General features: G+C 44.8%; 22 protein-coding genes. 12 read left to right on the forward strand and 10 right to left on the reverse strand.

What is annotated here, in order from left to right; genetic code table 11:
- The first annotated feature begins 6 nt into the window (after window positions 1-6).
- Window positions 7-1,047, forward strand: a complete 1,041-nt coding sequence (locus ACXAD4_RS08855) for an alpha/beta hydrolase (protein WP_475240685.1) — start codon at window positions 7-9, stop codon at window positions 1,045-1,047.
- 111 nt (window positions 1,048-1,158) lie between these two features.
- A complete protein-coding gene (locus tag ACXAD4_RS08860; RefSeq protein ID WP_475240688.1) occupies window positions 1,159-2,955 on the forward strand; it encodes a mechanosensitive ion channel family protein in 1,797 nt (598 codons plus the stop codon).
- Window positions 2,956-3,276: 321 nt separating this feature from the next.
- On the opposite strand, the gene ACXAD4_RS08865 is transcribed toward ACXAD4_RS08860, so the two are convergent.
- The 5 genes from ACXAD4_RS08865 to ACXAD4_RS08885 all read right to left on the reverse strand — a co-directional run bounded on the left by ACXAD4_RS08865 (window position 3,277) and on the right by ACXAD4_RS08885 (window position 8,190).
- Window positions 3,277-4,203 (reverse strand): LysR family transcriptional regulator, encoded by a 927-nt coding sequence (locus ACXAD4_RS08865; RefSeq protein WP_475240690.1) that lies wholly within the window; start codon window positions 4,201-4,203, stop codon window positions 3,277-3,279.
- Between the two features lie 111 nt (window positions 4,204-4,314).
- On the reverse strand, window positions 4,315-4,965 hold the full coding sequence (locus ACXAD4_RS08870; protein ID WP_475240693.1) for a MarC family NAAT transporter: 651 nt from the start codon (window positions 4,963-4,965) through the stop codon (window positions 4,315-4,317).
- 36 nt (window positions 4,966-5,001) lie between these two features.
- Window positions 5,002-6,414 (reverse strand): magnesium transporter, encoded by a 1,413-nt coding sequence (locus tag ACXAD4_RS08875; protein ID WP_475240695.1) that lies wholly within the window; start codon window positions 6,412-6,414, stop codon window positions 5,002-5,004.
- 3 nt (window positions 6,415-6,417) lie between these two features.
- Entirely contained in the window at window positions 6,418-7,077 is a 660-nt protein-coding gene (locus ACXAD4_RS08880) for a DedA family protein (RefSeq protein ID WP_475240697.1), read from the reverse strand.
- Window positions 7,078-7,098: 21 nt separating this feature from the next.
- Window positions 7,099-8,190: a calcium:cation antiporter gene (locus ACXAD4_RS08885; protein ID WP_475240699.1), complete on the reverse strand. Its 1,092-nt coding sequence runs from the start codon at window positions 8,188-8,190 to the stop codon at window positions 7,099-7,101.
- A gap of 483 nt (window positions 8,191-8,673) precedes the next feature.
- On the opposite strand from ACXAD4_RS08885, the gene ACXAD4_RS08890 reads away from it, so the two are divergent.
- From ACXAD4_RS08890 to ACXAD4_RS08900, 3 genes are all read left to right on the forward strand, one after another.
- The gene (locus ACXAD4_RS08890) at window positions 8,674-10,377 is read left to right on the forward strand and encodes a protein adenylyltransferase SelO (RefSeq protein WP_475240701.1); all 1,704 of its coding nucleotides are present in this window, start codon (window positions 8,674-8,676) and stop codon (window positions 10,375-10,377) included.
- 320 nt (window positions 10,378-10,697) lie between these two features.
- Window positions 10,698-11,672, forward strand: coding sequence for a DUF1852 domain-containing protein (locus tag ACXAD4_RS08895; RefSeq protein ID WP_475240702.1), 975 nt, complete (start codon window positions 10,698-10,700; stop codon window positions 11,670-11,672).
- A gap of 29 nt (window positions 11,673-11,701) precedes the next feature.
- On the forward strand, window positions 11,702-12,763 hold the full coding sequence (locus ACXAD4_RS08900; protein WP_475240705.1) for a methionine synthase: 1,062 nt from the start codon (window positions 11,702-11,704) through the stop codon (window positions 12,761-12,763).
- On the opposite strand, the gene ACXAD4_RS08905 is transcribed toward ACXAD4_RS08900, so the two are convergent.
- Together ACXAD4_RS08905 and ACXAD4_RS08910 are read right to left on the reverse strand one after the other, a co-directional pair.
- Complete coding sequence (locus ACXAD4_RS08905; protein WP_475240706.1) at window positions 12,723-13,094, reverse strand: DUF2237 family protein; 372 nt, start codon at window positions 13,092-13,094, stop codon at window positions 12,723-12,725. The genes ACXAD4_RS08900 and ACXAD4_RS08905 overlap by 41 nt on opposite strands.
- A gap of 94 nt (window positions 13,095-13,188) precedes the next feature.
- The gene (locus ACXAD4_RS08910; protein ID WP_475240707.1) at window positions 13,189-13,569 is read right to left on the reverse strand and encodes a winged helix-turn-helix transcriptional regulator; all 381 of its coding nucleotides are present in this window, start codon (window positions 13,567-13,569) and stop codon (window positions 13,189-13,191) included.
- A gap of 147 nt (window positions 13,570-13,716) precedes the next feature.
- Here ACXAD4_RS08910 and ACXAD4_RS08915 point away from each other — a divergent pair, with 147 nt between their 5' ends.
- The 4 genes from ACXAD4_RS08915 (at window position 13,717) to ACXAD4_RS08930 (ending at window position 18,411) form a co-directional block, all read left to right on the forward strand.
- Window positions 13,717-14,259: a nuclear transport factor 2 family protein gene (locus ACXAD4_RS08915; protein ID WP_475240709.1), complete on the forward strand. Its 543-nt coding sequence runs from the start codon at window positions 13,717-13,719 to the stop codon at window positions 14,257-14,259.
- A 307-nt stretch (window positions 14,260-14,566) separates the two neighbouring features.
- The gene (locus ACXAD4_RS08920) at window positions 14,567-15,361 is read left to right on the forward strand and encodes a phosphate/phosphite/phosphonate ABC transporter substrate-binding protein (protein WP_475242740.1); all 795 of its coding nucleotides are present in this window, start codon (window positions 14,567-14,569) and stop codon (window positions 15,359-15,361) included.
- A gap of 40 nt (window positions 15,362-15,401) precedes the next feature.
- On the forward strand, window positions 15,402-17,696 hold the full coding sequence (locus tag ACXAD4_RS08925) for an ATP-binding protein (RefSeq protein ID WP_475240711.1): 2,295 nt from the start codon (window positions 15,402-15,404) through the stop codon (window positions 17,694-17,696).
- 199 nt (window positions 17,697-17,895) lie between these two features.
- Entirely contained in the window at window positions 17,896-18,411 is a 516-nt protein-coding gene (locus tag ACXAD4_RS08930; RefSeq protein ID WP_475240713.1) for a hypothetical protein, read from the forward strand.
- A 78-nt stretch (window positions 18,412-18,489) separates the two neighbouring features.
- On the opposite strand, the gene ACXAD4_RS08935 is transcribed toward ACXAD4_RS08930, so the two are convergent.
- The gene (locus tag ACXAD4_RS08935; protein ID WP_475240715.1) at window positions 18,490-19,434 is read right to left on the reverse strand and encodes a LysR family transcriptional regulator; all 945 of its coding nucleotides are present in this window, start codon (window positions 19,432-19,434) and stop codon (window positions 18,490-18,492) included.
- 90 nt (window positions 19,435-19,524) lie between these two features.
- On the opposite strand from ACXAD4_RS08935, the gene ACXAD4_RS08940 reads away from it, so the two are divergent.
- Both ACXAD4_RS08940 and ACXAD4_RS08945 read left to right on the forward strand, forming a co-directional pair.
- The gene (locus ACXAD4_RS08940) at window positions 19,525-19,767 is read left to right on the forward strand and encodes a DUF2798 domain-containing protein (RefSeq protein WP_475240717.1); all 243 of its coding nucleotides are present in this window, start codon (window positions 19,525-19,527) and stop codon (window positions 19,765-19,767) included.
- A 76-nt stretch (window positions 19,768-19,843) separates the two neighbouring features.
- Window positions 19,844-20,392 carry a carboxymuconolactone decarboxylase family protein gene (locus tag ACXAD4_RS08945; RefSeq protein ID WP_475240718.1) on the forward strand — a complete coding sequence of 183 codons (549 nt, stop codon included), beginning with the start codon at window positions 19,844-19,846 and terminating at the stop codon, window positions 20,390-20,392.
- 194 nt (window positions 20,393-20,586) lie between these two features.
- On the opposite strand, the gene ACXAD4_RS08950 is transcribed toward ACXAD4_RS08945, so the two are convergent.
- Complete coding sequence (locus ACXAD4_RS08950; RefSeq protein ID WP_475240719.1) at window positions 20,587-21,234, reverse strand: substrate-binding domain-containing protein; 648 nt, start codon at window positions 21,232-21,234, stop codon at window positions 20,587-20,589.
- Entirely contained in the window at window positions 21,201-21,593 is a 393-nt protein-coding gene (locus ACXAD4_RS08955) for a helix-turn-helix domain-containing protein (RefSeq protein WP_475240720.1), read from the reverse strand. The genes ACXAD4_RS08950 and ACXAD4_RS08955 overlap by 34 nt, the downstream gene beginning before the upstream one ends.
- On the opposite strand from ACXAD4_RS08955, the gene ACXAD4_RS08960 reads away from it, so the two are divergent.
- A complete protein-coding gene (locus tag ACXAD4_RS08960) occupies window positions 21,592-22,875 on the forward strand; it encodes a phytanoyl-CoA dioxygenase family protein (protein WP_475240723.1) in 1,284 nt (427 codons plus the stop codon). The genes ACXAD4_RS08955 and ACXAD4_RS08960 overlap by 2 nt on opposite strands.
- Window positions 22,876-22,960 lie beyond the last annotated feature (85 nt).

A 22,960-nucleotide genomic window follows, 5' to 3' on the forward strand; every position in this document is an offset into this window, starting at 1 on the left:
GTCATGATGAAAAAGAAATTGCTACGTACGATTCTTCCTGCATTATTGGTAAGCATGTCTAGCTCAGCTGTACTGGCTAACATTATGTTGAATGAGCGAACTATCCCGACACCTGCTGGTATCTCATCAGAGATGGCAACAATAATTGAAAATCGTGAACAGCCTCCTGTTATTCCTGTTCCTGAGTCCACCGAAGAGTGGCTAGACTTTCAAAAAGCATACAATGCTCCTGGTATAGAGCTAGCCCATATAGGTATGGAGCGCTTGGGTGTAACTTATGAAGCGAAAACCTATGCTGGGGTGGAGACGTTCTTTGTGACACCTAAAGATGTTGCCCCAGAGTATAAAGACAAATGGTTGATCCATATTCACGGTGGTGCTTTTGTGTTTGGCGGGGGGGAATCAGCGCTTCGGGAGGCGGCTTGGGTCGCAAATGGGCTTGGCGCGCAAGTTATTTCCATAGACTATCGTAAACCACCACTCAGCCCATTCCCGGCAGCACTAGAAGATACTGTCGCTGTTTGGCAAGAATTAACCAAAACGCAAAAGCCAGAAGCAACAGCAATATTCGGTACCTCGGCTGGGGGCAACCTAACCTTGGCGACGGTGCTGAAATTGCAGAAAATGGATTTGCCGACACCGGGTGCAATTTACGCGGGCACGCCGGCAACGGATTTAAAAGAAACATCGGATTCGTGGCTAACCCTGAAGGGATTAGATCCTCTAGGGAAGCGCGATGGCCTTATCCAAGCGACGTTTGACTTATATGCAAACGGTGAAGATTTAGCAAACCCTCTATTGTCACCGGTATATGCCGAAATTGATGATTTTCCACCGACGCTGTTCATAACGGGTACACGTGATCTGTTATTGAGTGATACGGTTCGTATGCACCGTTTACTACGCAGTGCAAATGTAGACACCCAATTGCATGTGTATGATGGCCAGGCACACGGTGATTATATTAGCGGCCTAGTCACAGAGGTGCCCGAGTCTGATGATGCTATAAGAGAGATTCACCAGTTTTTTGCCAAGCACCTCAAGTAGTTGTCCTTATAGGTTGTTCTTGGAATAAAAGCGCTCACCTGAGCGCTTTTATCTCTTTAGTTAGTTTTCAAAGCAGTGAGTTGTTTCAAGAAACAGGTCAAGGGCACAATCATGAAATTATTATTACTCATTCGGCGTTCATTGTTCTTTTTCATGATGCTATGTAGTGCATCAACTCTTGCTCACTCTCCGTTTTCACTCGCCGACACGTCTAGCCCAAAGCACACCTTAGTTAATTTCCTGTACTACTCGGAGATAGTGATAAAACACTGGCAGGCTGAATCGTTGGAGTCCAAAGAAGCAAAGCACGCATACAATCAGGCTATCAGAACCATGGATCTTTCTTTGGTGCCTAACCGTACTCGAACTGTGGTAATGATGGAGCGAATTATCTTATTGCGGGAGATCCTCGACAGGTTCGATAGCACAGTGTTACAAGCCGCACCTGATCACGAAAAGGCCCAAGATATTAGCTATTGGCGTTTCGCAAACTCTGATCTGTCTATCGTGCGGTTAGAGACCGGTAATAGACAGGGTCAATTTGTGTTCTCTGCCAATACGGTTCAGCAATTGTCGTCTTGGTACCGCAAGATGGAAGCTATGCCTTATGACTTGGCATCGCGAACTGATTACTATCAAGAGTTTCTGGTTACGCCCGGTCCCTTGTTTTCCAAAAGCTTAATCTATTCACTTCCCGATGATTTTGTCCAGCTCTATGGCCCGCTGCCTTTATGGCAATGGTTCGCTTTATTGGGCATTTTCGTGCTCTGTAAATTGCTTATAAGAGTGAGCTTTAAGTTAGGCGAGTGCTGGAATAACCATTGGGAGTCTAGAGGCCAACGCTGGCAATTTGGGCGGTTATTTTCAATGCTTAGCGCAGTAGTGATCCTGTTGGTAACACGCTTAGTGATCGACAATGGTATATGGATCACAGGTAATGTGTACCAGCTGCTGTCTACGGCTTTTTTGCTCTGGCAGTTTTTCTTTTCCGCCTGGTTAATCATGGCATTGTTCAACTATATAGCGATGTTGTTTGCCTATCATAAGCACGGGGGGAAGCAGGTCGACTCCTCGTTAATCACCGTATTGGCACGCATCTTTGGCGGCTTAACGATCGCAATACTGGCAATTTACGTGGTTGAGTTTATGGGGTTCTCTATCTCTCCAATAGTTGCTGGCCTTGGTGTCGGTGGTTTAGCCGTTGCTTTGGCAATCCGCCCAGTGTTGGAGAATGTGATTAATGGTTTAACCCTATATGCAGATGGCGGCATTAAGATTGGTGAGCTCTGCCGCTATGGTGACAAACTTGGCACTATTGAAAGTATTGGTTTACGTTCGACCCGGATCAGAACCTTGGAGCGTTCACTGATCACTATTCCTAACTCTGAGTTTGCCAATATGGAGATAGATAACCTAGAGCGGCGGGATAAACGACGGATGGAGCATACCTTCAGAGTGCGTGCTGAGTTAACTAGGGATCAGCTTAGGTTACTCTTGGTGAATATCCGCCGGGTACTTTTAAGACACCCTCAGTTAGAAGCCGAGCCTCTGCGAGCACGTTTCATGGGGGTAGGTGAGTATGGCATTTTGGTGAATGTGCTTGCCTATATTAGGTGTCGAGATCATGATGAGTTTATGGCCGTACAAGAAGATGTTTTGTTAATGGTGATGCGGCAAATTGAAACGGTAGGGGCGCAACTGGCTTTTTCTAACCAGTACCAATTTGCAGGAAAGATATCTGCGATAGATGAGGAATTAAAAGAGAAAGCCTCTTCAACAGTGAAACAATGGCATGAAAGCAACAACTACCCATTCCCTGATTTCAGCTTCGAATATAAATATGAAATCAAGGACACCATTATTTATCCCGCTCAATCCTCGGCAACTAGAAAAGATGCTACGGCGTAGCTTGTTACATTCAAGTGAGTTAAGGCAGGTGAACAGTAATCACCTGTCTTTGTTTTATACCCAAGTTACCTCAAGGTACAGGATTCAGAGGGTTGTCAGTGCATTCAATCCAAGGCGAAGGTTTGCAGGAATGGCATTCCCTTTCAAAAAGCTTCAACGAAGGAGTGAATGGGCTGCCCCCCTCCCGAAGGGCGAGTTTTCTAAGCTTCTATACCGCGTTATTGTTTCTTGATTTAGAGCCACTAGATCTTCAAAACAATGCCTTGTCTATAAGCTTATAAATTCTCGCTGAACCTGCATCTTGAAGTAGCTTGGGTATATCTATTCGGGTTGGATGAGATCGTCAAAGTAGGTTTGCATTATCTGGTGCAGTAATTGGTTGAGTGGAAAGCCTCGTTTCGACTGCAAGTAGCCACCGCTAACTTGTATTTGGCGAATTTCCTTGGGCACTGTCGGTAATGGATAGGTACTCAATGTAGGGTCCAGCTCTAACATAAACGAACTGCCATATAGTATCGCATCGGTATTTTTTAATTTGCTGAAGATGACACGAGCACTGTGTGATACTAGCTCGATGTTTGCTTTGTAGCCTTTAGATAGATACAGCTCTTCTACCGGCGAGCGCTTAGAGTTGATGCCGTCAACAATACCTTTAGCGATGGGCAGTTGGTGAATACGTTCCCATTCACTGCCATCTTTTAAAATCGGGTGATCTTTGCGAGCGACTAAGCAAAGTTTGATCTCTTTGATCCTATGTTGGTAGATATCTTGTGGTAGCGGAAAGGCTGAGAAATGGATCATATAATCGATATGGCCGTTTAGCATTTCGGCGAGCGAACCCTCTTGCCAATATTTTAATTTGAATTTGGCCTTGGGAAGGGCTTCCCTTAATGCGGTAAAAATACCTTCGCCACAGATCTCAAGCAGGAAGATGTTCAAGGCGATAGTGACTTCACCATTGAATGTTTGAGGATCGAAGTCGCGGTAAGAGTCGACCACTTTGATCAGTGGGTTGAACATTTCATCTGCCGCTTCAGCAAGCTTTTCAGCCAGTTCAGAGGGCTGTATACCATGGGCTTTGCGAATAAAAAGTTGATCGCCAAAGGTCTCCCTTAGCTTTGCCAGTCCTCTGCTGACACTGGTCTGTGAGATCCCCAATTTATCGGCAGCCGCATGTGTGTTTTGCGTTTCAACCACGGCTTGCAATAACTTTAGAAGGTTTAAGTCTAAATCACGGATCTCTTTCATCGAATACCCTTTGCATTTCTTATCTAGTATCTAACTTTGCGTTAACTGTACTTGTTTAAGAATAGATTTAGGGCGCTTTATTTCAATAGCTTAATGAAGAAAGTGTTATCTTCATAGGAGTTTGTAGATGTCTTGGACAATCTCTTCAATACCCAGAGTAAAGAACTGTACCCCCATACAAATAAGTAGGAAGCCCATAATCCGGGTAAAGGCGTTAATACCGTTTTGGCCAAGGGCTTTGAGCAAGGGATAAGCCATACTTAGGGTAAATGTAGCGATTATAGCAACGACAGCGAAACCGGATAATACCCCACTATATACACTTGGCATGTGCAGGTCATCTCCATGACTCGCTAATTCTGCTGCAAGGCTAATGATCAATGCCATGGTACCGGGGCCGCAGAGTGATGGAATGGTTAAAGGTACCAACGCGATAGAATCTTGTCCTGGAGGGCCATTGTTCGTGTCTGGCTTGGGAAAGAGCATGTTGAAACCGATCGCAACAATAATAATACCACCACCAAGGCGTAAGCTTGGTATCGAGATACTAAATAGCTCTAATATTGATGCGCCAATCAAAAAGGTGATACTCAGGGCGAAGAATAAATAAACGCCAACCGTTTTGGCTTGAGAAACGATGTAGCTTTTATCTTTTCCTTTACTCAACCCCAGCAATACTGTGGCGGCTGCAGGTGGGTTCATCATCGGTAATAGCCCGATAACGGTTAATGTCAGGAAGGTGAATAAAGTTTCGATATGCATAGGCAAACTCTTATAAATGGGTATGGCGTAAAGTGTTTACAGTAAAAATAACTGTGCGAGATAGAGGACGCTGAAGAAGGAGATAGCGTCGGTTAATGTGGTTAAAACGGGGCTAGACAACATGGCGGGATCGAGGCTCAGGCGCCTTAAAAGCAACGGTAATGTACCGCCAATAATGACGGCGAGAGTCGAGGAAAAGGCATAGGCGACACCAATGAGCAGTGGTAAGCCGATATGCTCACTGCCGTGAGTCAATAAAGTCAGTACGGCTAACACAATGCCAATGAGAATGCCGTTGATAAGGCCGATGGGGATCTCTTTGCTGACAACGTAAAACAGATCTTTGGCAGTAAGGTGGCCGACGGAAAGCTCTCTTATTGATACCGCGACCGCTTGGTTGCCCGCTGCACCCGAAAGATTAGCAACAAGCGGTAAAATGGCTGCTAGAACCGCTATCTGTTCAATGATGGGCTCAAAAGCGGCAATGATAGAGACCGCGGCGTAGCTCAGTACAACGGAAGGCAACAAGAAGGCCAACCTGCGTAGATTGCGGGTTATTGTCGACATGGTTCGAAATTCATCACCGCCAAATACACCGGATTGTTCAAGCAGTTGGTGTTTTGATTGTTCATAAAGGGCTTCGTTAACTTGCTTAAAGCCAACTGTGCCGATTTGAAACCCATATTCATTCACTACCGGAATAACAGGGTGTTGTGTTGTATCTAAGATGCTTTTTAGGGAATGGAGCTCAAGCTCTGGTTGAGCCACCGGAATCGATGGGTCTATATGTTGCTTGAGGGGGGTATCTGGAGATTGAAGGAAAACATCTCTCAGCCTTAATGCGCCAACGAAGGTTTTCATATCATCACGCAAATAGATATAACGCCATTCCAAGTGTTCTGAGTTTGGATGTTCAGAACTAGAGCTTTGCTCCATTTCCTGTAACGCTGCGTTTAAATCCGCGACCGTTGCCTCCTCATGCAGCTTGATGACTTCATTCTTACATATACCGCCAGCTGAATATTCCGGGTAGATCAGTGCTGCTCGTTCTTCATTGCGCCATTTCTGGGGTAAAGCGAGTTTGAGTTGCGACTGAAGGTGACGCGGTAACTGGCTTATTAGCAACCTTCTATCTACCGAGGGGAGATACTTAAACAGTTCGATGGTGGTTTCTAATGGGAGCTGGCGGAATAGCTCGAGCAATTCATTATCAGTAAAAAGATCAAGAAGGTTGGCAGCGAACTTTGGCGACTGGCTGCTGAGCAGTACCCAAACAGTAATGCGGTCATTGTTTGATAATTGCCTGAATGCCAATGTAACTGCCTCAGGTGAGGCGGACTCAACATATTCGTGAAGCAATTCAGCGCTCTGAGTGTCTATGCAAAATCGCAATAGCTCACTGAGCTGTTCGGTGTTGTTTAGTTGTAAGGGTATTGAAATAATTGTCATGGTTTATACCTTGTCGATTTTAAGAAATTGTTGCTTTATCCAATGTATAAATAAGGTGATAAGCGCTATCACCAAACCAATAAAACTGAATATTAAGGACCACCTAGTGATTAGCTCTTGATAAATAGCCATAAAAGGAAGTTTCATGGCTTGGGTACCAATGATCACTAAGCTTATGGCCCAGATTAATGAACTGGTGATACTGATAAGTACTGCACGAATAAAATTGAACAGTGTCGCGCCCATTAACATCGGGGTTAATACACGCACAAACGGTATATAGCGTGAAATAAAAAGGACGCAGAACCCATACTTGTCTAGCATCCTTGTTAGTCTTGGTAGAGCATTTTCGGGGAGGCGATGCACAATGTTGTGCATCAGCTTTGTGCCATACAGACAACGCCCTTGCAGATAGGCCAGGATGGTGCCAATAGAAGCGGCAGTCGACAGCAGCAGTATTGCACTGTAATGGTCAACAGCGCCTACACTAACTAGCCCACCAATAAATAATGCTAAACCCACACCAGGTAGCGGTAAAAACACTAAGCTGAACTCTAATAGAAGGACTGTTCCAAGCAGCAATAACAAGAGATCTATTGGGTTGATGATTTGTAAAGAATCAAAGTCTTGTAGCCAAATAGCCATTAGGATTTGTTGCATCATCTAGCCCTTACCAAAATTGTCTTAATCAAACATCAGGATGATGTAGGCGAAGAACAGAATGAGGTGGGTTGCCCCGTTGAGTGAGTTGGTTCTGCCACTGCTGAAGCTCACGCTGGTCATTAACAGGGTAGCGACAAGCAGTACCATTTCTGCGGGGTCTAAACCTAATCGGATGGGCTCGTTGATCACCCCTGAAACTAGCAATACAGCGGGTATAGTCAGGGCGACGGCAGCAAGTACCGAGCCAAAGAACAGGTTCATTGCGCGCTGAAGGTGATTATTGATTGCCGCTTTCAATGCGCCGGAGGCTTCAGGAGCAAGAATGATCAGGGCGACCAATAAACCGCCCAAGGCTGCTGGCGCCCCCATTACGGTGATACTGTCGTTGATTGGAACGGCTAAGCTTTTAGCTAAAACGGCGACCACAAACAAGTAACTGACGAGCATCATAGAATGGAAACCATTGCTACTTAGCTGGCTTGGGGCGTTATGCTTGTCTTTATTGTCGGCGTCAATAAAGAAGTGGGTATGGCTTCGGGTTTGGACAAAGAGAAAAACGCCATATAGGGCAAGCGATGCGAGGACAAGCGTCCAGGTCAAGCCCACCGACATACCGCCAAAGTCATCCATGCTGGTGAAATTGGGTAAAATTAAGCTCAACATGGCCAGTGGGATAATAGCGACGATATAAGCTTTAATGCCATCTATGTTGTAGGTCTGAGTGTGATGCTTTACACCGCCAATCAAAAGAGCGATACCGACGAACCCATTGAGTACCGCCATTATCAAGGCAAACAAGGTATCCCTTGCCAAGACGGGATTTGAGTCACCTGTGAGCATCAATGATGAAAGCATAATGACTTTAAGTACGACGACAGATAGCGTCAAAATAAGCGTGCCGTAGGGATCGCCGAGCCGAATTGCCATGGCATCGGAGTGGCGAACAACAGCAAAAATAGCGGTCATTACCACGTAAAATAATATGCCTGTGGTGAGCAGGTATAAAATAGGAGAGTTATTTCCATCTAGCAGAGTATTGCCAGCCATTTTAAAAAATATAATGGCAAGCATACCGACAAGCAGTGTGTATTCTTGTTTTAGTATTTTCAACATATCAGCCTTTCAAAGGTATCCCTACCGCGCGTTACCATCCTTTAGCGAGGTAATAGGGCTGGAAAGCTACTGATTCCATTCCAGTAGTACTTAAGGCGTACATTAGAGAGGTTGGGGGAGTGAGGCGATGAATTAGTGAAATTCATTCATGGCGAGGATGGGGGAACTAGCTCCACATAAACGTGAAGCTTTAGAACATTTAGTGGAGGACTTGAAACGACAGAAGCGACCCACCCTAAGTGCCGATATCCAATTTAATCGAGTCTTCTGCGCCCGATTGCGAGAGGTGAAGCCAAGCAACACAGGATTGGTTAACCGCTATAGCCGAAGCCACTCAACAACTCGGCCAGCTATGCCCGAGTGCAATGGTGCGGGTAGGGCAACCAATGGCTTGTCGAAGTGATTAATGCCTTTTCGGTGATGTAGACGTATCATTGCTAATAGGCACTTAGGTGTAAGTTGAAGACATGGAGACTTGAAGCGATGAGTAAACAAGATAGGGCTGAGAAGTCAGCCAACATATTCAATCTTAATGAGCTTGCTAAGGCTTCTGATTACTCTTTGCTAGATACGCTCAACCCAGACCCCGATGCCACAGAAGACGGTATCGACTATTTTCCGAGACAAGTACTATCAGGGCATTATGTGCCAGTTAAACCTTCACCGATTGCCAAACCAATCTATGTCAGCCATAGCCATCAGTTTTTCGAGGAGCTGGGATTAGACGACAGCTTGGCGCTAACCGATGAGTTTGCAAAGCTATTTTCTGGTGATATTGCCTATGTACCTGCACCGATGCGAAAAATAGGATGGGCGACAGGTTATGCGTTATCCATTTTTGGCAATGAATACACAGAGCAGTGTCCCTTTAAAACGGGTAACGGCTATGGCGATGGCCGAGCCATTTCGGTATTTGAAGGGGTATTAAACAACAAGCGGTGGGAGATGCAGTTAAAAGGCGGTGGACCGACGCCATACTGCCGCGGTGCCGATGGTAGGGCCGTGCTGCGTTCGAGTGTGAGAGAATTTCTTGCTCAAGAGTATATGCATGCCCTTGGCGTACCATCAACCCGTTCGTTAAGCCTGTTTGTATCGCAATCCGAAACCGTGGACCGCCCATGGTACAGCGAGGGATCTCGCTCGGAGAACCCGGATATTATGGTCTCCAATCCTGTGGCTATTTCCACTCGCGTTGCCCCTTCATTCTTGCGAGTAGGCCAGTTGGAACTCTTTGGCAGAAGGGCTCGTGTTGGTTCCCGGCCCAATGCAATGGCCGAGTTGGAAATGATGGTGTTGCACATTATTGAGCGGGAGTACAAAGACCAGATTGCTGTTGATCTGCCAATGGCAGATAAGTTACTTACTCTCGCGACAGAATTTCGAGACAGATTGACGTCCTTGATCGCCAACTGGCTGCGAGTTGGTTATTGCCAAGGCAATTTCAATAGCGATAACTGTGCTGTGGGTGGATTTACCATAGATTATGGCCCATTTGGCTTCTGTGAATACTTTGACCCTTACTTCCAACCATGGACGGGCGGTGGCCGCCATTTTGCTTTCTTCAACCAACCATTGGCGGCTGAGAAGAACTTCGAATCATTTTGTTCAGCGCTAAGGCCACTGTTGCAATCAAACCCACAAGCATTAGAGCAACTGGAACAAATCATCGAGGGGTTCTCCACGGTGATGGAGGATAAAGTCAGTAACATGTGGGCTGCGAAACTTGGGCTAGAAACACTCGATAGCGAGTTGTTTACCCAACTTTTACCATTGATGATGAAAACCCATGTTGATTACACCATCTTCTTCCGCCAGCTCTCAAACCTTCCAGAGGAGGTTTCCGGGATTTCCGAGAGCTTCTATGCAACACCAAGTAAAGAGCTTGAAGAAGCATGGAACCAATGGCTGATCTCATGGCGTGAGAAGTTCAACCCAGCACTGAGTATTGACGAAATTTCAAATCAAATGAAGCGGGTGAATCCAAAATACACCTGGCGTGAGTGGCTCGTTGTTCCTGCTTATGAGAAAGCGACGAATGGGGATTTCTCCCTTATCCATGAACTGCAGCAAGTTCTTGCCAATCCATACGATGAACAGTCTGAGTGGGTGGAGAAGAAATATAATAAGTTAAGACCGTTAGAGTTTTTCACTGCTGGTGGCGTATCTCATTACAGTTGTTCATCTTAGAGATTCGATACAAGCGCCAGCTATAGCTCTATCGCTTATGGCTGGTGCTATTAATGTTGTAAGGAGGTGTTGAGTTAAACCCGAATCATGAAATTTCCTCATGTTCTTTGTGAAGCAAAACCAATTTTATTCAATTCGTGAACACAGTATAAAAAAGACTGCTCTTAGCGTTAGGTAATTTGCGGTGATTTTTCTATCTGGCTATTTTCCATAAATAGCAGATGACTGTGAAAATTAACGGTTGGGAAAATATAAACATAACTATCCCAAAGAGTGAATAAAGTCAGTTGTTTTCAAAGGATATAGGATACCAATTCACGATGACTAAAGATTTCACATTTGCTATTAAGAGCATCTGTTTTGATGAGAATTATCAACCATCAGACAATACACGTATCACGACTAATTTTGCTAATTTGGCTCGTGGAAACAGCCGCCAAGCGAACCTGCGCAATGCACTACGAATGATCGACAATCGTTTTAATGCCTTGGCGCATTGGGATAACCCTAATGGTGACCGTTATTCTGTTGAGCTTGAAATCATCTCTGTAGATATGAATATTCAAGGCAATGGTGATGCCTTTCCATCAATTGAAGTATTGAAAACCAATATTGTTGATCGAAAAACCAACGAGCGTATTGAAGGGATTGTTGGCAATAACTTTTCCTCATATGTAAGAGATTACGATTTTAGTGTTCTGCTGTTGGATCATAACAAAAACCAAGCCCAATTCAGTATTCCAGATAACTTTGGTGAATTGCATGGCAAACTCTTTAAGTCTTTTGTGAGCTCAGAAACTTACAAGCAGCACTTCAAAAAAACGCCAGTGATCTGTCTGAGCGTATCGGACAATAAAGTTTATCGCCGCACTGAGAATCAGCATCCTGTGTTGGGCTTCGAATATCAGCCAAATGAGTCGTCATTGACCGAGCAATATTTCAATAAGATGGGCTTACAGGTTCGCTATTTTATGCCGCCGAGCAGCGTTGCACCGTTAGCGTTCTACTTCTTCGGTGATTTGCTCAATGATTACTCGAACCTTGAGTTAATTAGCACGATTAGCACTATGGAGACATTCCAAAAGATTTACCGACCTGAAATTTATAATGCCAATGCGGTTGCCGGTAAGTGTTATCAACCAAACTTGAAGAATTTAGACCACTCGTTAACTCAAATTGTTTACGACCGTAAAGAACGCAGCCAGTTAGCGATTGAGCAGGGGAGATTTGCCGAGCAGCATTTCATCAAACCCTATCAATCTATTCTGGAGCAATGGTCTGAAAATTACGCGTAATCGATAACGAGAATCTGGACGAAATAACGATGAAAACACTATTACCGACTTCAACGGCGGGAAGCTTACCTAAGCCTTCTTGGCTGGCTCAACCTGAAAAATTGTGGTCACCATGGAAACTGCAAGGTGACGAGTTAATTGATGGCAAACGCGATGCTTTACGTGTCTCTTTACATGAACAAGAACTGGCCGGGATTGATATCGTGAGTGACGGCGAGCAAACGCGCCAGCACTTTGTCACAACCTTTATAGAACACTTAAGCGGCGTAGATTTTAATAGTCGCAAAACAGTTAAAATTCGTGACCGTTATGAAGCAAGCGTACCGACGGTAGTGGGGCCGGTGAGCCGCCCCAAATCGGTCTTTGTTGAAGACGCTAAATTCTTGCGTCAACAAACTAAAAAACCAATTAAATGGGCGTTGCCCGGTCCAATGACGATGATCGACACCCTTTACGATGATCATTATGGCAGTCGGGAAAAATTGGCATGGGAGTTCGCCAAAATACTGAATCAGGAAGCCAAGGAATTAGAGGCGGCAGGGGTTGATATCATTCAATTTGATGAACCAGCATTTAATGTGTTTTTTGCTGAGGTGAATGATTGGGGCATTGCTTGTTTAGAGCGTGCAATCGAAGGATTAAAATGCGAGACGGCAGTGCATATCTGCTACGGATACGGCATCAAAGCCAATACCGACTGGAAGAAAACACTTGGCTCTGAGTGGCGACAATATGAAGAAGTGTTCCCTAAATTACAGCAGTCGAATATCGATATTATCTCGCTCGAATGTCATAACTCACGTGTGCCTATCGAGTTGCTTAAGCTTATTCGAGGCAAGAAAGTGATGGTTGGGGCGATTGATGTCGCAACAAATGCCATTGAAACCCCTGAAGAAGTTGCTAATACATTGCGTGAAGCATTGAAGTATGTCGATGCCGACAAGCTTTATCCTTGTACCAACTGTGGTATGGCGCCTCTGTCACGGGATGTCTCTACAGCTAAACTTAACGCCTTAAGTGCGGGGGCAGATATTGTCCGTAGAGAGCTTTCTAATGTGCATCAACTGCGTGCTGCTTTAGTACATCAATAGGGATTATATCTAAGGTAGTTATTTCGCAACTTGCTAATACTACTGGTGGTGCGCAACTTGCCTGCCATGCTTCTTTCCAGCGCTGGGCGCATAGGCACCAGCGATCGCCAGGGGCGAGGCCGAGAAAGCCAAATTCCGGCCTTGGTGTAGACAAATCATTGCCCTGTGCTTTGGTAAAGGCGAGAAACTCTTCCGTTACCAAGGCACATACGACATGACGGCCAGCATCGCTATAATCGGTGCGGCAATAGCCATCTCTATAGAATCCTGTTGTAGGCGAGCAGTTACAGAGAGCCAAGGGGCCGCCTAACACGTTAGTTTTACCAGTCATGGTCACACCTTGTTTTAGACTCTTTTACAGGCTAAACGATCAAAGTGTAGTTGATAGTTTCTTGCAGTCATCAAGGAAATAAGAGTCGTCAGATTCAACTTCTTTCATCATAGGCTTTTCGAGCTTGCCTGATATCATCTTGGTGCTGATCTGCCCAAGTTACCAATTGGTACAGTGGCTTAACTAAGTCGCGTCCCATTTCTGTCAGGCAATACTCTACTTTTACCGGGACTTCAGGATATACGGTCCTGTTAACATAACCTTCCCGCTCTAAATCTCTCAGCGTTTGGGTCAGCATGCGTTGGGAAATTCCTTCCACCCTGGACTTCAGTGCATTAAACCTTTCTGTTCCGTCAACTAAAGCAAACAGAATAAGCATTGACCATTTATCACCGATCTGCGCGACAACATTGCGTACCGGGCAATCTTCATTGTTATAAAAAACGCGTCTTTCTGGCTTGGCTGGTGTTGTCACTTTTCTATTCCTTCTCGACGTTGAATTGAACGCTGGTTACCAAAAAGTGCCTACCGCACATTTCGGTGCCTTCTTGTACTGTAGGTTACTAATAATTACTATGGTGATCAATGTATACCTAATCGAAAAAGTACTTAGGAGTGAGTTATGTGGAAAGCAATGACATGTTTGATTTTTCTATTAGCAAGTAACGTAGTTGATGCCAAAGGTTCAGATAGCCTGATCATCGATCTGGATTCCATGCAAAAACCGAATTGGACAGAGCAGGAATTAAACAACGTAAAAGTCGTGACTGACTTTGTACAAAACCTGATGAATAATCATAACTTTGACTATGTCATGGAGCACTACAACGATAGTGCTTATGTTCAGCACAATAGAAATCTACCAGATAAAATTACCGGGTTAGTGGGCTTTCTTGAAGAGTTTGTAGAGGAGTACCCTGACTACACGTATGACGTTAAGCATATCTATGCTGATGGTGACTTCGTGATATTTCATTCCCATGCCACGTTAAATAAAGAAGATAGAGGCAATGATCAAAAAGGCATGAACATTATCGATACCTGGCGCATAGAAGAGGGCAGAATTGTTGAGCATTGGGATTCTATTCAGGCGCTTGATTTTTCAATGAGGGTATATTCACTTATCAGTGGCGGCGATATCGCTAACTCAAATGGTGTATTCTAGGCTGTGCTCTGCTTCTAGCTTGCGCTCTGCATTGATGGTGAGTGACGATGGCTGAATGCGCGTACCTCATCATCAAGATCAGAGCTTCTGTATCCTCAATAGCAAGTTAACTTCCTCCCGTAGATATTTCACTTTTAGCACTGCCTAAACTTGGCACCTTTCTTGACTATCTTTCTGTATCAACAGCAGAGAGCTGTTAAATACATGAACTCGCCTTGATGCGGAAGATATCTGAGCATAGGCAGTCGAAGGGAGAGGCAAGATGCGAATCAATTTGAAAAACAAAATCACATTTGCAGCTTTCGCCATGGCGTTGTGGTTTACCGGCGGTGTAGCAGCAAATTCTAAAGCGGAGAATACACCAAAACAAACTCTGGTTTTTGGTGTTGTGCCTCAGCAGTCAGCCGCTAAGCTTGCTCAGCAGTGGGGGCCGCTGCTCAAGGCATGGAGTGAAGTGACGGGCTTGGACATTCGCTTTGCAACCGCACGGGATATTCCGACTTTTGAGCAGCGCTTAGCCGCGGGTGAATACGATATTGCTTACATGAATCCGTACCATTTCACTTTGGTTAACCAGAGCCCGGGTTATACCGCACTTGCCCGAGCAAAAGATAAGCGGATTACAGGGATCATGGTTGCGAAAAATCAATGGCAGGGTCAGATTGAGGACTTTGATAATGCTTCTCTTGCCTTCCCAGCACCACGCGCTTTTGCCGCATCAATCCTGACTCAATCAGAGTTACGCCAGAAGGGGCTATCAATCTCCCCCAGTTACGTGGGCTCGCATGATTCAGTCTACATGGCTGTAGCTAAAGGCCTTTATCCCGCTGGTGGTGGGGTAATGCGGACTTACAACAGCTTGGATGAGTCAATCAAGCAGCAACTCACCGTTATTTACCGAACCAATAGCTATACCCCTCACGCGATAGCGTACGCCAAAGGCCTGGATGGATCTATCGTTTCGGCATTACAGCAAAGCCTAACTGTTTTGAACCAGCACTCTGATGCTATAGCGGCATTTCAAAAGCTCAGCATAAAGGGGCTCGAACCTGCAAAAGATGGTGATTGGGACGATGTTGTCGCACTCGGTATCCAATTGTAGGCATCAACACTGCTGAAGGTGTAATTGGTGAGGCTAGGTTATGACACTACGTACAAAAACGATAATAGGTATCGCACTAATTGAAGCCTTGGTGTTGGCCGTATTGATTTTTACCGGGCTGAAGTGGCTTAAGAATTCTAACGATACTCGCCTTGAAACAGGTAGCAAACAGCTAGTCAGCGTGTTTGCGAGCGCTTCTCGGGACGCTGTTCTGGCAACAGATTTGGCCTATTTGGACAGTTTTGCCCAATCAATTACCGCTGAACATAATTTAGCCTATATCCGTATCACCGATCGTAATGGGGTGGAGCTAACCCGCCATGGTGACTACCAAAATGTCACAACCCATAACTTACCATCAGAAGTCCATGATGGCGTTTATGATGTTTGTAGCGAGATAGTGGTCGCCGGTGAGTATTACGGTAAGGTCGAAATGGGGGTGAGGGTCAATGATTTTAAGGATCTTATGTCTCAAGCCACACGAATGAGCTTGCTGATTGCCCTAATAGAAATGACCTTAGTTGCTATCTTTTCGTTTGCCCTTGGTACGTATTTATTACGGCGCTTGGAGCAGCTAAAACAAGGGGTAGAGCAAGTTGGTGCGATTGGGCCTGGCGGTGAAATTGCGATTACAGGTAATGATGAGGTTACCAGGGTTGGTGAAGCATTTAACCAGATGTCATTATCGCTCGCCAAGGCACAGTCAGACCTAGCTCAAAAACACCAACAGCAAATTGCGTTGACAGAGAAGGTCACACAGCTTGCTCAAGTTGCAGAGCATGCACGTGATGTCATTATCATCACTGATGCCAAAGGCTGTATTACCTGGGTTAACCCCGCTTTTGAAGCCCTTACCGGATATTCAGCGAAAGAGGTATTGGGGAGGCAACCTGGTGAGTTGCTGCAAGGAAAAGGGACTGATAGCGAAACCGTTACGCGGATGTCTGATGCATTGGTTGAAAAGAAAGCGATTAAAGTCGAACTACTAAATTATACCAAGCAAGGCCAGGCTTACTGGGTTGAGATGGATATTTCGCCTGTACTGAATGATGCGGGAGAGGTCGTTCGCTTTATTGCTGTTGAGCGAGATATCACTGAGCGCCGCCAAGTCAATAAACGTCTTGAAGATGCGTTGGCTCAGGCAACAAAAGCCAACACAGCTAAGTCCGAATTTCTGGCCAATATGAGCCATGAAATCAGAACCCCAATGAATGCGGTTATGGGACTCAGTGAAATGCTATTAGATAGTGAAGTGACTCCTGAGCAGCATGAAAAACTAAAAATCATTAACCAATCAGCAGACAACCTTGTGGCTATCATTAACGATATTTTGGATTACAGCAAAATTGAAGCAGGAAAATTGACCCTCAATGATGCGCCATTCGATTTGCGTGAGGTATTAGAACAAGCCGTTAAACTGAGCGCTTACCAAGCCAAGAATAAAGGCTTACCAGTGATACTGGATATGACACCAAGCATCAATACTCAAGTGATTGGTGATAAAGGACGTTTGAACCAAATAATATTAAATCTCCTGGGTAACGCCGTGAAGTTTACCCAAAAAGGCTACGTTAAATTGTCTGTTAAAGAAGATTTTTCAGGTCAAACGCCAACTCTCCGGTTTACGGTAGAAGACACAGGAATGGGAATACCGGCAGAACGCCTACCGTTTATCATGGATAAATTTGAGCAGGTCGATAACTCAGCTACCCGTGAATTTGAGGGAACCGGTCTGGGGCTGGCTATTTGCAATCATCTCGTTGCGTTATTCGGCGGTAAGCTGCAGGTTGAATCAGAAGAAGGTAAAGGTTCAACGTTCTCATTTTCAATTGGTTTTGAACAGCATACGTCTTATGTCGCTGGTTCATTAAATATGATTGCTCAGGCTGATAATTCTCACTTTGTTGATGAAAGTAAGTTACCTGCTTTAACTGTGCTGGTGGCAGAAGATAGTCAGGTAAACCGCATGTTGGTAGAAGCTATGTTAGCGAACAGCAGGTTGAAACTCATTTTTGCCAAAGATGGAGTAGAAGCTGTCGAACTGTATCAACGGCATCAGCCCGATATGGTCATTACAGATATCTCAATGCCGAACAAAGATGGTTACGCTGTCACCTGTGAGATCAGAGAAATGCAGAAAAGTGGTCAATCCAATTGGTGCCCGATCATTGCCTTGTCAGCTCATGCGATGCTAGAAGAGCAAGAAAGCTGCCACCAACGTGGATTAGATGATTATTTAACTAAGCCGGTTAAGAAAAAAGAGTTGGTGGCTATGATCGCAAAGTGGGGAGATCTTGCTGATAGCGCTCCCGAATGTAGTTCACGATATGTTTAATCTGGCTCTACGCATGTCTACGGTCAAGGTACTAAGCGCCTCTGATAAGAAAGCGACACGAAGAAAAAGCATACTGATAACAGATTCAACCGTTCATATTTGCAAGTATCAACTTCAAACTTGGCTGTTTTTGAAGGCTAACAGAGCCGTTAAGATCATCGCATCAACTCGTTATTCTGTAACTTAAAAGGTTTTTGCTATGAGTACATCGCAGTTAGTTCTTGAGCTTTCATTAATTGGCTCCATGTTTCTGGTCACCGGTTTCTTTTTATTTCGTTCGTTTGATGTAACAGATGCGCTATCGCTAAATGTACAGAAAATCCTTACCGGCTTGCTTGGCGCTTTCCTGTTGATGGCCGGTACTGTTAAGTTCTTTGACCCGTTTACCACCATGTTCGCCAACCAAATTGCACTGAGTGAGTTACCTTTTCCTGTTTTGTCCCGTTGGGCGGGGCAATTAGGTGAAATGGGTGCAGGGGTGTTGCTGCTAGTCATTATGATTGGCGGCAAGAAAATAACGGGTGAATTACGCGATAAGGCGATGCTGTTATCGACAATCCTTACCACTGCTATCATGCTGGTGGCAGTATATGTCCACCTATTGCCCAATGTCCCTGCGGAGGTGTTACCGCTGCAGTCAAAACCTCCGGTTATGACCCTGGTTATCTTGGCCTTGGCTTGGTTAAATGCTTATCTGTATAAGTTGAATCGCTAACCCCGGATTAAGATAACAAAGTAAAAGAATTTCAACGCCAGCCTTAGCTGGCGTTTAGTCGTTAATATATCGGTTATTCTAATTCGAGTTAGTTTTATCTGAGCTAGTTTTATCCGAGCTAATTGATGCCAAAAACTCTGCTGTTTGCCCAAAGCGCTCAAAAACCATATCTCTAAATGCAACCACCCTAGAAGCAATCAACTTTCTATCGGCCCATACCAGAAATGCTTTTCCTGTTGGGCACTCTACATCTGGCAACACCTGAATCAGCTCCCCGTGCTCAGCATATCGCTCAAACGCTGCTTTGGGCATCATACAAATTCCTGCTCCCGCTAATGTTGCATCTATATTTAGCCTCAAGCTGCTGATGGCATATTTGGGTTGATAAGGGACACGGACTGTTTTCCCATTTTCAGTGATTTCCCAATATGGCAAGTTATTCCCCGATAGAAGCCGGTGAGAAATCAACTCTTTTGCACCAGCAGGCATACCATGTTTTTCAATGTAGGCTGGAGAAGCCGCTAACAGTAGGGGGGATTCAAACAGTTGCCGTTGCACAAGATGATTGGCGTGGGGAGGACTGGTAACAATCGCAAGATCTATCTGCTCATCAAAGAAACGCTCTGTCCCGGCACTGAAGTGAATAGTGATGGTAATTTCAGGGTGAAGCTCCATAAATTCAATTGCCAACTTCTGCAAGAAATGATCGGCAAACGGCTCTGGGCATGAAATGCGGATCTCGCCTGTTAGCACAGGCTGGCTGTTAGATAGTTGAGTCCACTCGTCATTGAGTTGCGAGAACAAAGCGGCAAACCGGTGGTAATACTCATCGCCCGCAGTCGTTAGTTGGAATTGTTTGGCGTTACGGTGAACGAGTTTCTCGCCTAGTTTCTCTTCAAGGCTTGCTACCGCTCTGGACAGGGTTGGGGCTGAAATATGTGTTTGTAAACTGGCTGCGGCAAACCCTCCACATTCCACTGACTGGCAGAACAGATAGAGATTGGAAATATCTTTAGCTTTCATAAATGCACGCTTCAAATTCAATATTGTCTATTTTTGATTGCTAAGACTCAGCCTAGAATAGCGTCATAAGTTAGTCAATCGGAGCAAGCCATGAAGAAATTTCCGCGTAAGTTTCAATACCCACTGATGGTGTCAATGGTGTTACCCACTATGCTTTTGAGCATGCCGGCGATTATGGCAGCCAAAAGCCTTCCAGAAGATGGTGTGTTTTTTGATGCTTGGATGAATGCAATTGGGCAAATGTTGCCAACTGCTTTGTTGCTATTGGCCATTGTTGCACCAACAGTCCGTATCTTTGTTACTAAGGTGCTTCTAGAACCAGAAGCCAAATAAATCAGTATTTCCTACTGAACACTTTAGTCAAAACCTGCTTGTAAAGTCAGAACGTTAATATATCGAGGATAAAACCATGAGCGATTTTAAACTGCACACCGTTGAAACAGCCCCTGCAAAAAGCAAAGCCATCCTTGAAGGTGCGCAAAAGCAGATGGGTATGGTTCCGGGGCTATATTCAGTTATGGCTGAATCGCCAGAAACCTTGAAAGCCTATACTCAACTGCATCAATTATTCACTAGTACCTCATTTGATGCCGAGGAACTTACCGTAGTGTGGCAAACCATCAATGTTGAGCATGAATGTCATTACTGTGTGCCAGCCCATACGGGTATCGCTCATTCCATGAAAGTAGATCCAGCACTGACAGAAGCGTTGAGAAATGACGCGGCTATGCCGACAGAAAAGCTTCAGGCTTTGAAGGACTTTACACTCAGCGTTGTTAGAAGCCGTGGCAATGTGTCTGAGCAAGAGCTGAACGCCTTCTATGAGGCAGGTTATGGCCAGCAACAGGTATTGGAAGTGATTCTTGGATTATCACAGAAAGTGATCAGTAACTATGTCAACCATATCGCGCATACGCCAGTCGATAAGGTGTTTGAGCAGTTTGCTTGGAGTAAGTGAGCAGACGAACTGAACTCGAGTTCAATTAGATAAAGTCATTTAGGTGAATGAACAACTTAAGTCTAGTTATCTGATTTAAAGAGAGCCCACTTTACGAAGTGGGCTCATTATTATTCATCGGTGTTGAAAATAATGCGTATTCGGGAGGCTATATACAGCAAGCAACACTCATCGAACTCATATAAACAGGCGGTTTATTGTAAATTAAACGGGGTGACCACATTGATTCGACTGGAAGTGTACGAAAAGGTTGGCATGAGACCATATGGTGCAAATACGCTGAAAAAAGCGGCTCTAGCGTCGTCATCAAGGTTATGATCAATGACAGCCTGTATTTTCCGAGTTCTCAGGAGGTAGCGGTTATCATCATCCAAATCGTGTCCTATGAACGCATCAATAGGGCGATTCATTTCTTTGAATGCATCTAAAATGGCGCGATTACCCCCTCCGACACTGTATACCGCGCTAATATTCGAGTTATCTTTTAGCACTGCTTCGACCTGTTTTTTAGTGCCTACATTCAGTCCATATCCTTCACTTATTGTAGTAACCGGTAAATTTGGATAGCTTTCTAAAAAATGGCGAAACCCTTTTGCTCTTTGTTCTTCGCCACGGAATGCATTGCTGCTTTGAACCAGCAAAATACCGCTCTTTTGTTTACCTAGCCACTGAGTCAATAAAAAAGCAGCTGTTTCCCCTGCGGACGTATTATCAATTCCTATGTAGTTCAATCGCTTGGATTGGGATATGTCTGTGACCAAAGTGACGGCCGGAATACCTTCTTTATGTAATATGTTCACCGCTTTCACTATCTTTGGATGGTCAGGCACTTTAAGTAGCACACATGGCTACCGCGTTCTTTTGCTTCATAGATAACCGACACCAAAGTATCGATATCAATATCTTGATACAGGAAATAACGCAACCGGACGCGAATCGGGGACATTTGAACAGATATACGATTCAACGCCTCCCGGACAAGATGACTAAACCTCAATGGTGTATGCATGATGACATCGACATAAAATGTTCGTCCCTTAAGAGCATCCAATTTGTATTGCTCTTCCAGTTCTGAAATTGCCTGTTCAATGCGCTGCTTGGTTTGCTGATGTACGCCGCTTCTGCCATGAAGAACGCGGTCGACAGTGGCAGTACTAAACCCAGCCTGAGCCGCAATTTGCTTGACGGTAAATTTCTTCATGAAGATTGTCCTTGCCGTTGAAGATTTCCTTGATGGACTTTTGATGGTTTTTTCTCACATTCCAAGGTTACAAATGCTTAACATGGTTGTCACTACCATTTTGCAGGAGGCACTTATGAACCGTGAATACCCGCACTTTTCGAGCAAGGAAACAGTCAGGCTAGAGGACTTTATCGATAGCTGTAAGCCGCAATCAATCAATACCTACCACCATGCAAAATTGACCCACCAAGGCATTGTCATCTATGACGGTGGAAGCATTAGCCGAGACAACTGGCAAGACGTGAAAGAAGAAATGGCTGATGTGTTCCTAAATGGCAGCGGTATCGTGGTGATCCAAGGGTTCTATGGAAATACCACCGTGGTTGATGACATGAGTGATATTTTTGAATCGATTCTCGACGCTGAGAAGGGGTATGGAGAAGGCGATCATTTTGCTCAAGTAGGTGCGATGGCAAACGGACGCATCTGGAATGCCTTTCAAAAAAGTGCCAGCATTTCGCCTGCTGTTTTTGTTGAATACTACAAAAATCCATTACTCAAACTGGTTTCAGAAGCTTGGTTGGGGGCAAATTATCAAGTAACAGCCCAAGTGAACATCGTTAGACCGGGTGGGAGAGCACAACAATCTCACCGGGATTACCATTTAGGCTTTCAGCATCCAGAAGCATTAAGAAACTATCCCGTCCACGCTCAGAAGATGTCAGCAATGCTCACTTTGCAAGGTGCTATAGCCCACAGTGATATGCCATTGGAATCTGGCCCGACGAAGTTGCTGCCTTTTTCTCAACATTACCCTCTAGGGTATATATCTTGTCGTGAAGAAGAATTTAAACAGTATTTTGAAAGTAATTACGTACAACTTCCGCTTAAAAAAGGGGATGCTGTTTTCTTCAATCCTGCTGTTATCCACGCTGCAGGACAAAATGATACCGCTGAATTACATCGCACCGCTAACTTACTCCAAATTTCATCAGCATTTGGTAAGCCGATGGAAACTATCGATCTTGCTAAGATTTCGCAGACTGTGTACGCCTCTCTCGCACATGATTGGCATGATGATGTGCTAACAGAGCTAGAGAAAGATGCCATATTAACGGCATCATCAGATGGTTATTCCTTTCCGTCAAATCTTGATACTGATCCACCGATTGATGATCTCGCGCCACAAACAATGAAGCAATTGTTGCGGCAAGCTTTAGATCAGCGTTGGGAGAAAGCTGATTACCAAGCCGCCTTACTTGCCCAAATTGAGAGAAGAAAGCCGATATCGCAGTGCTAAAGAATAATGGTGATATACCGAGCCTATAAACGATTCTGTCTAAATCAAACGTAAAACGCCCCTTGGTTAAGACTCACTGAATGAT

Source organism: Photobacterium sp. AWH4_225 (assembly GCF_056158405.1).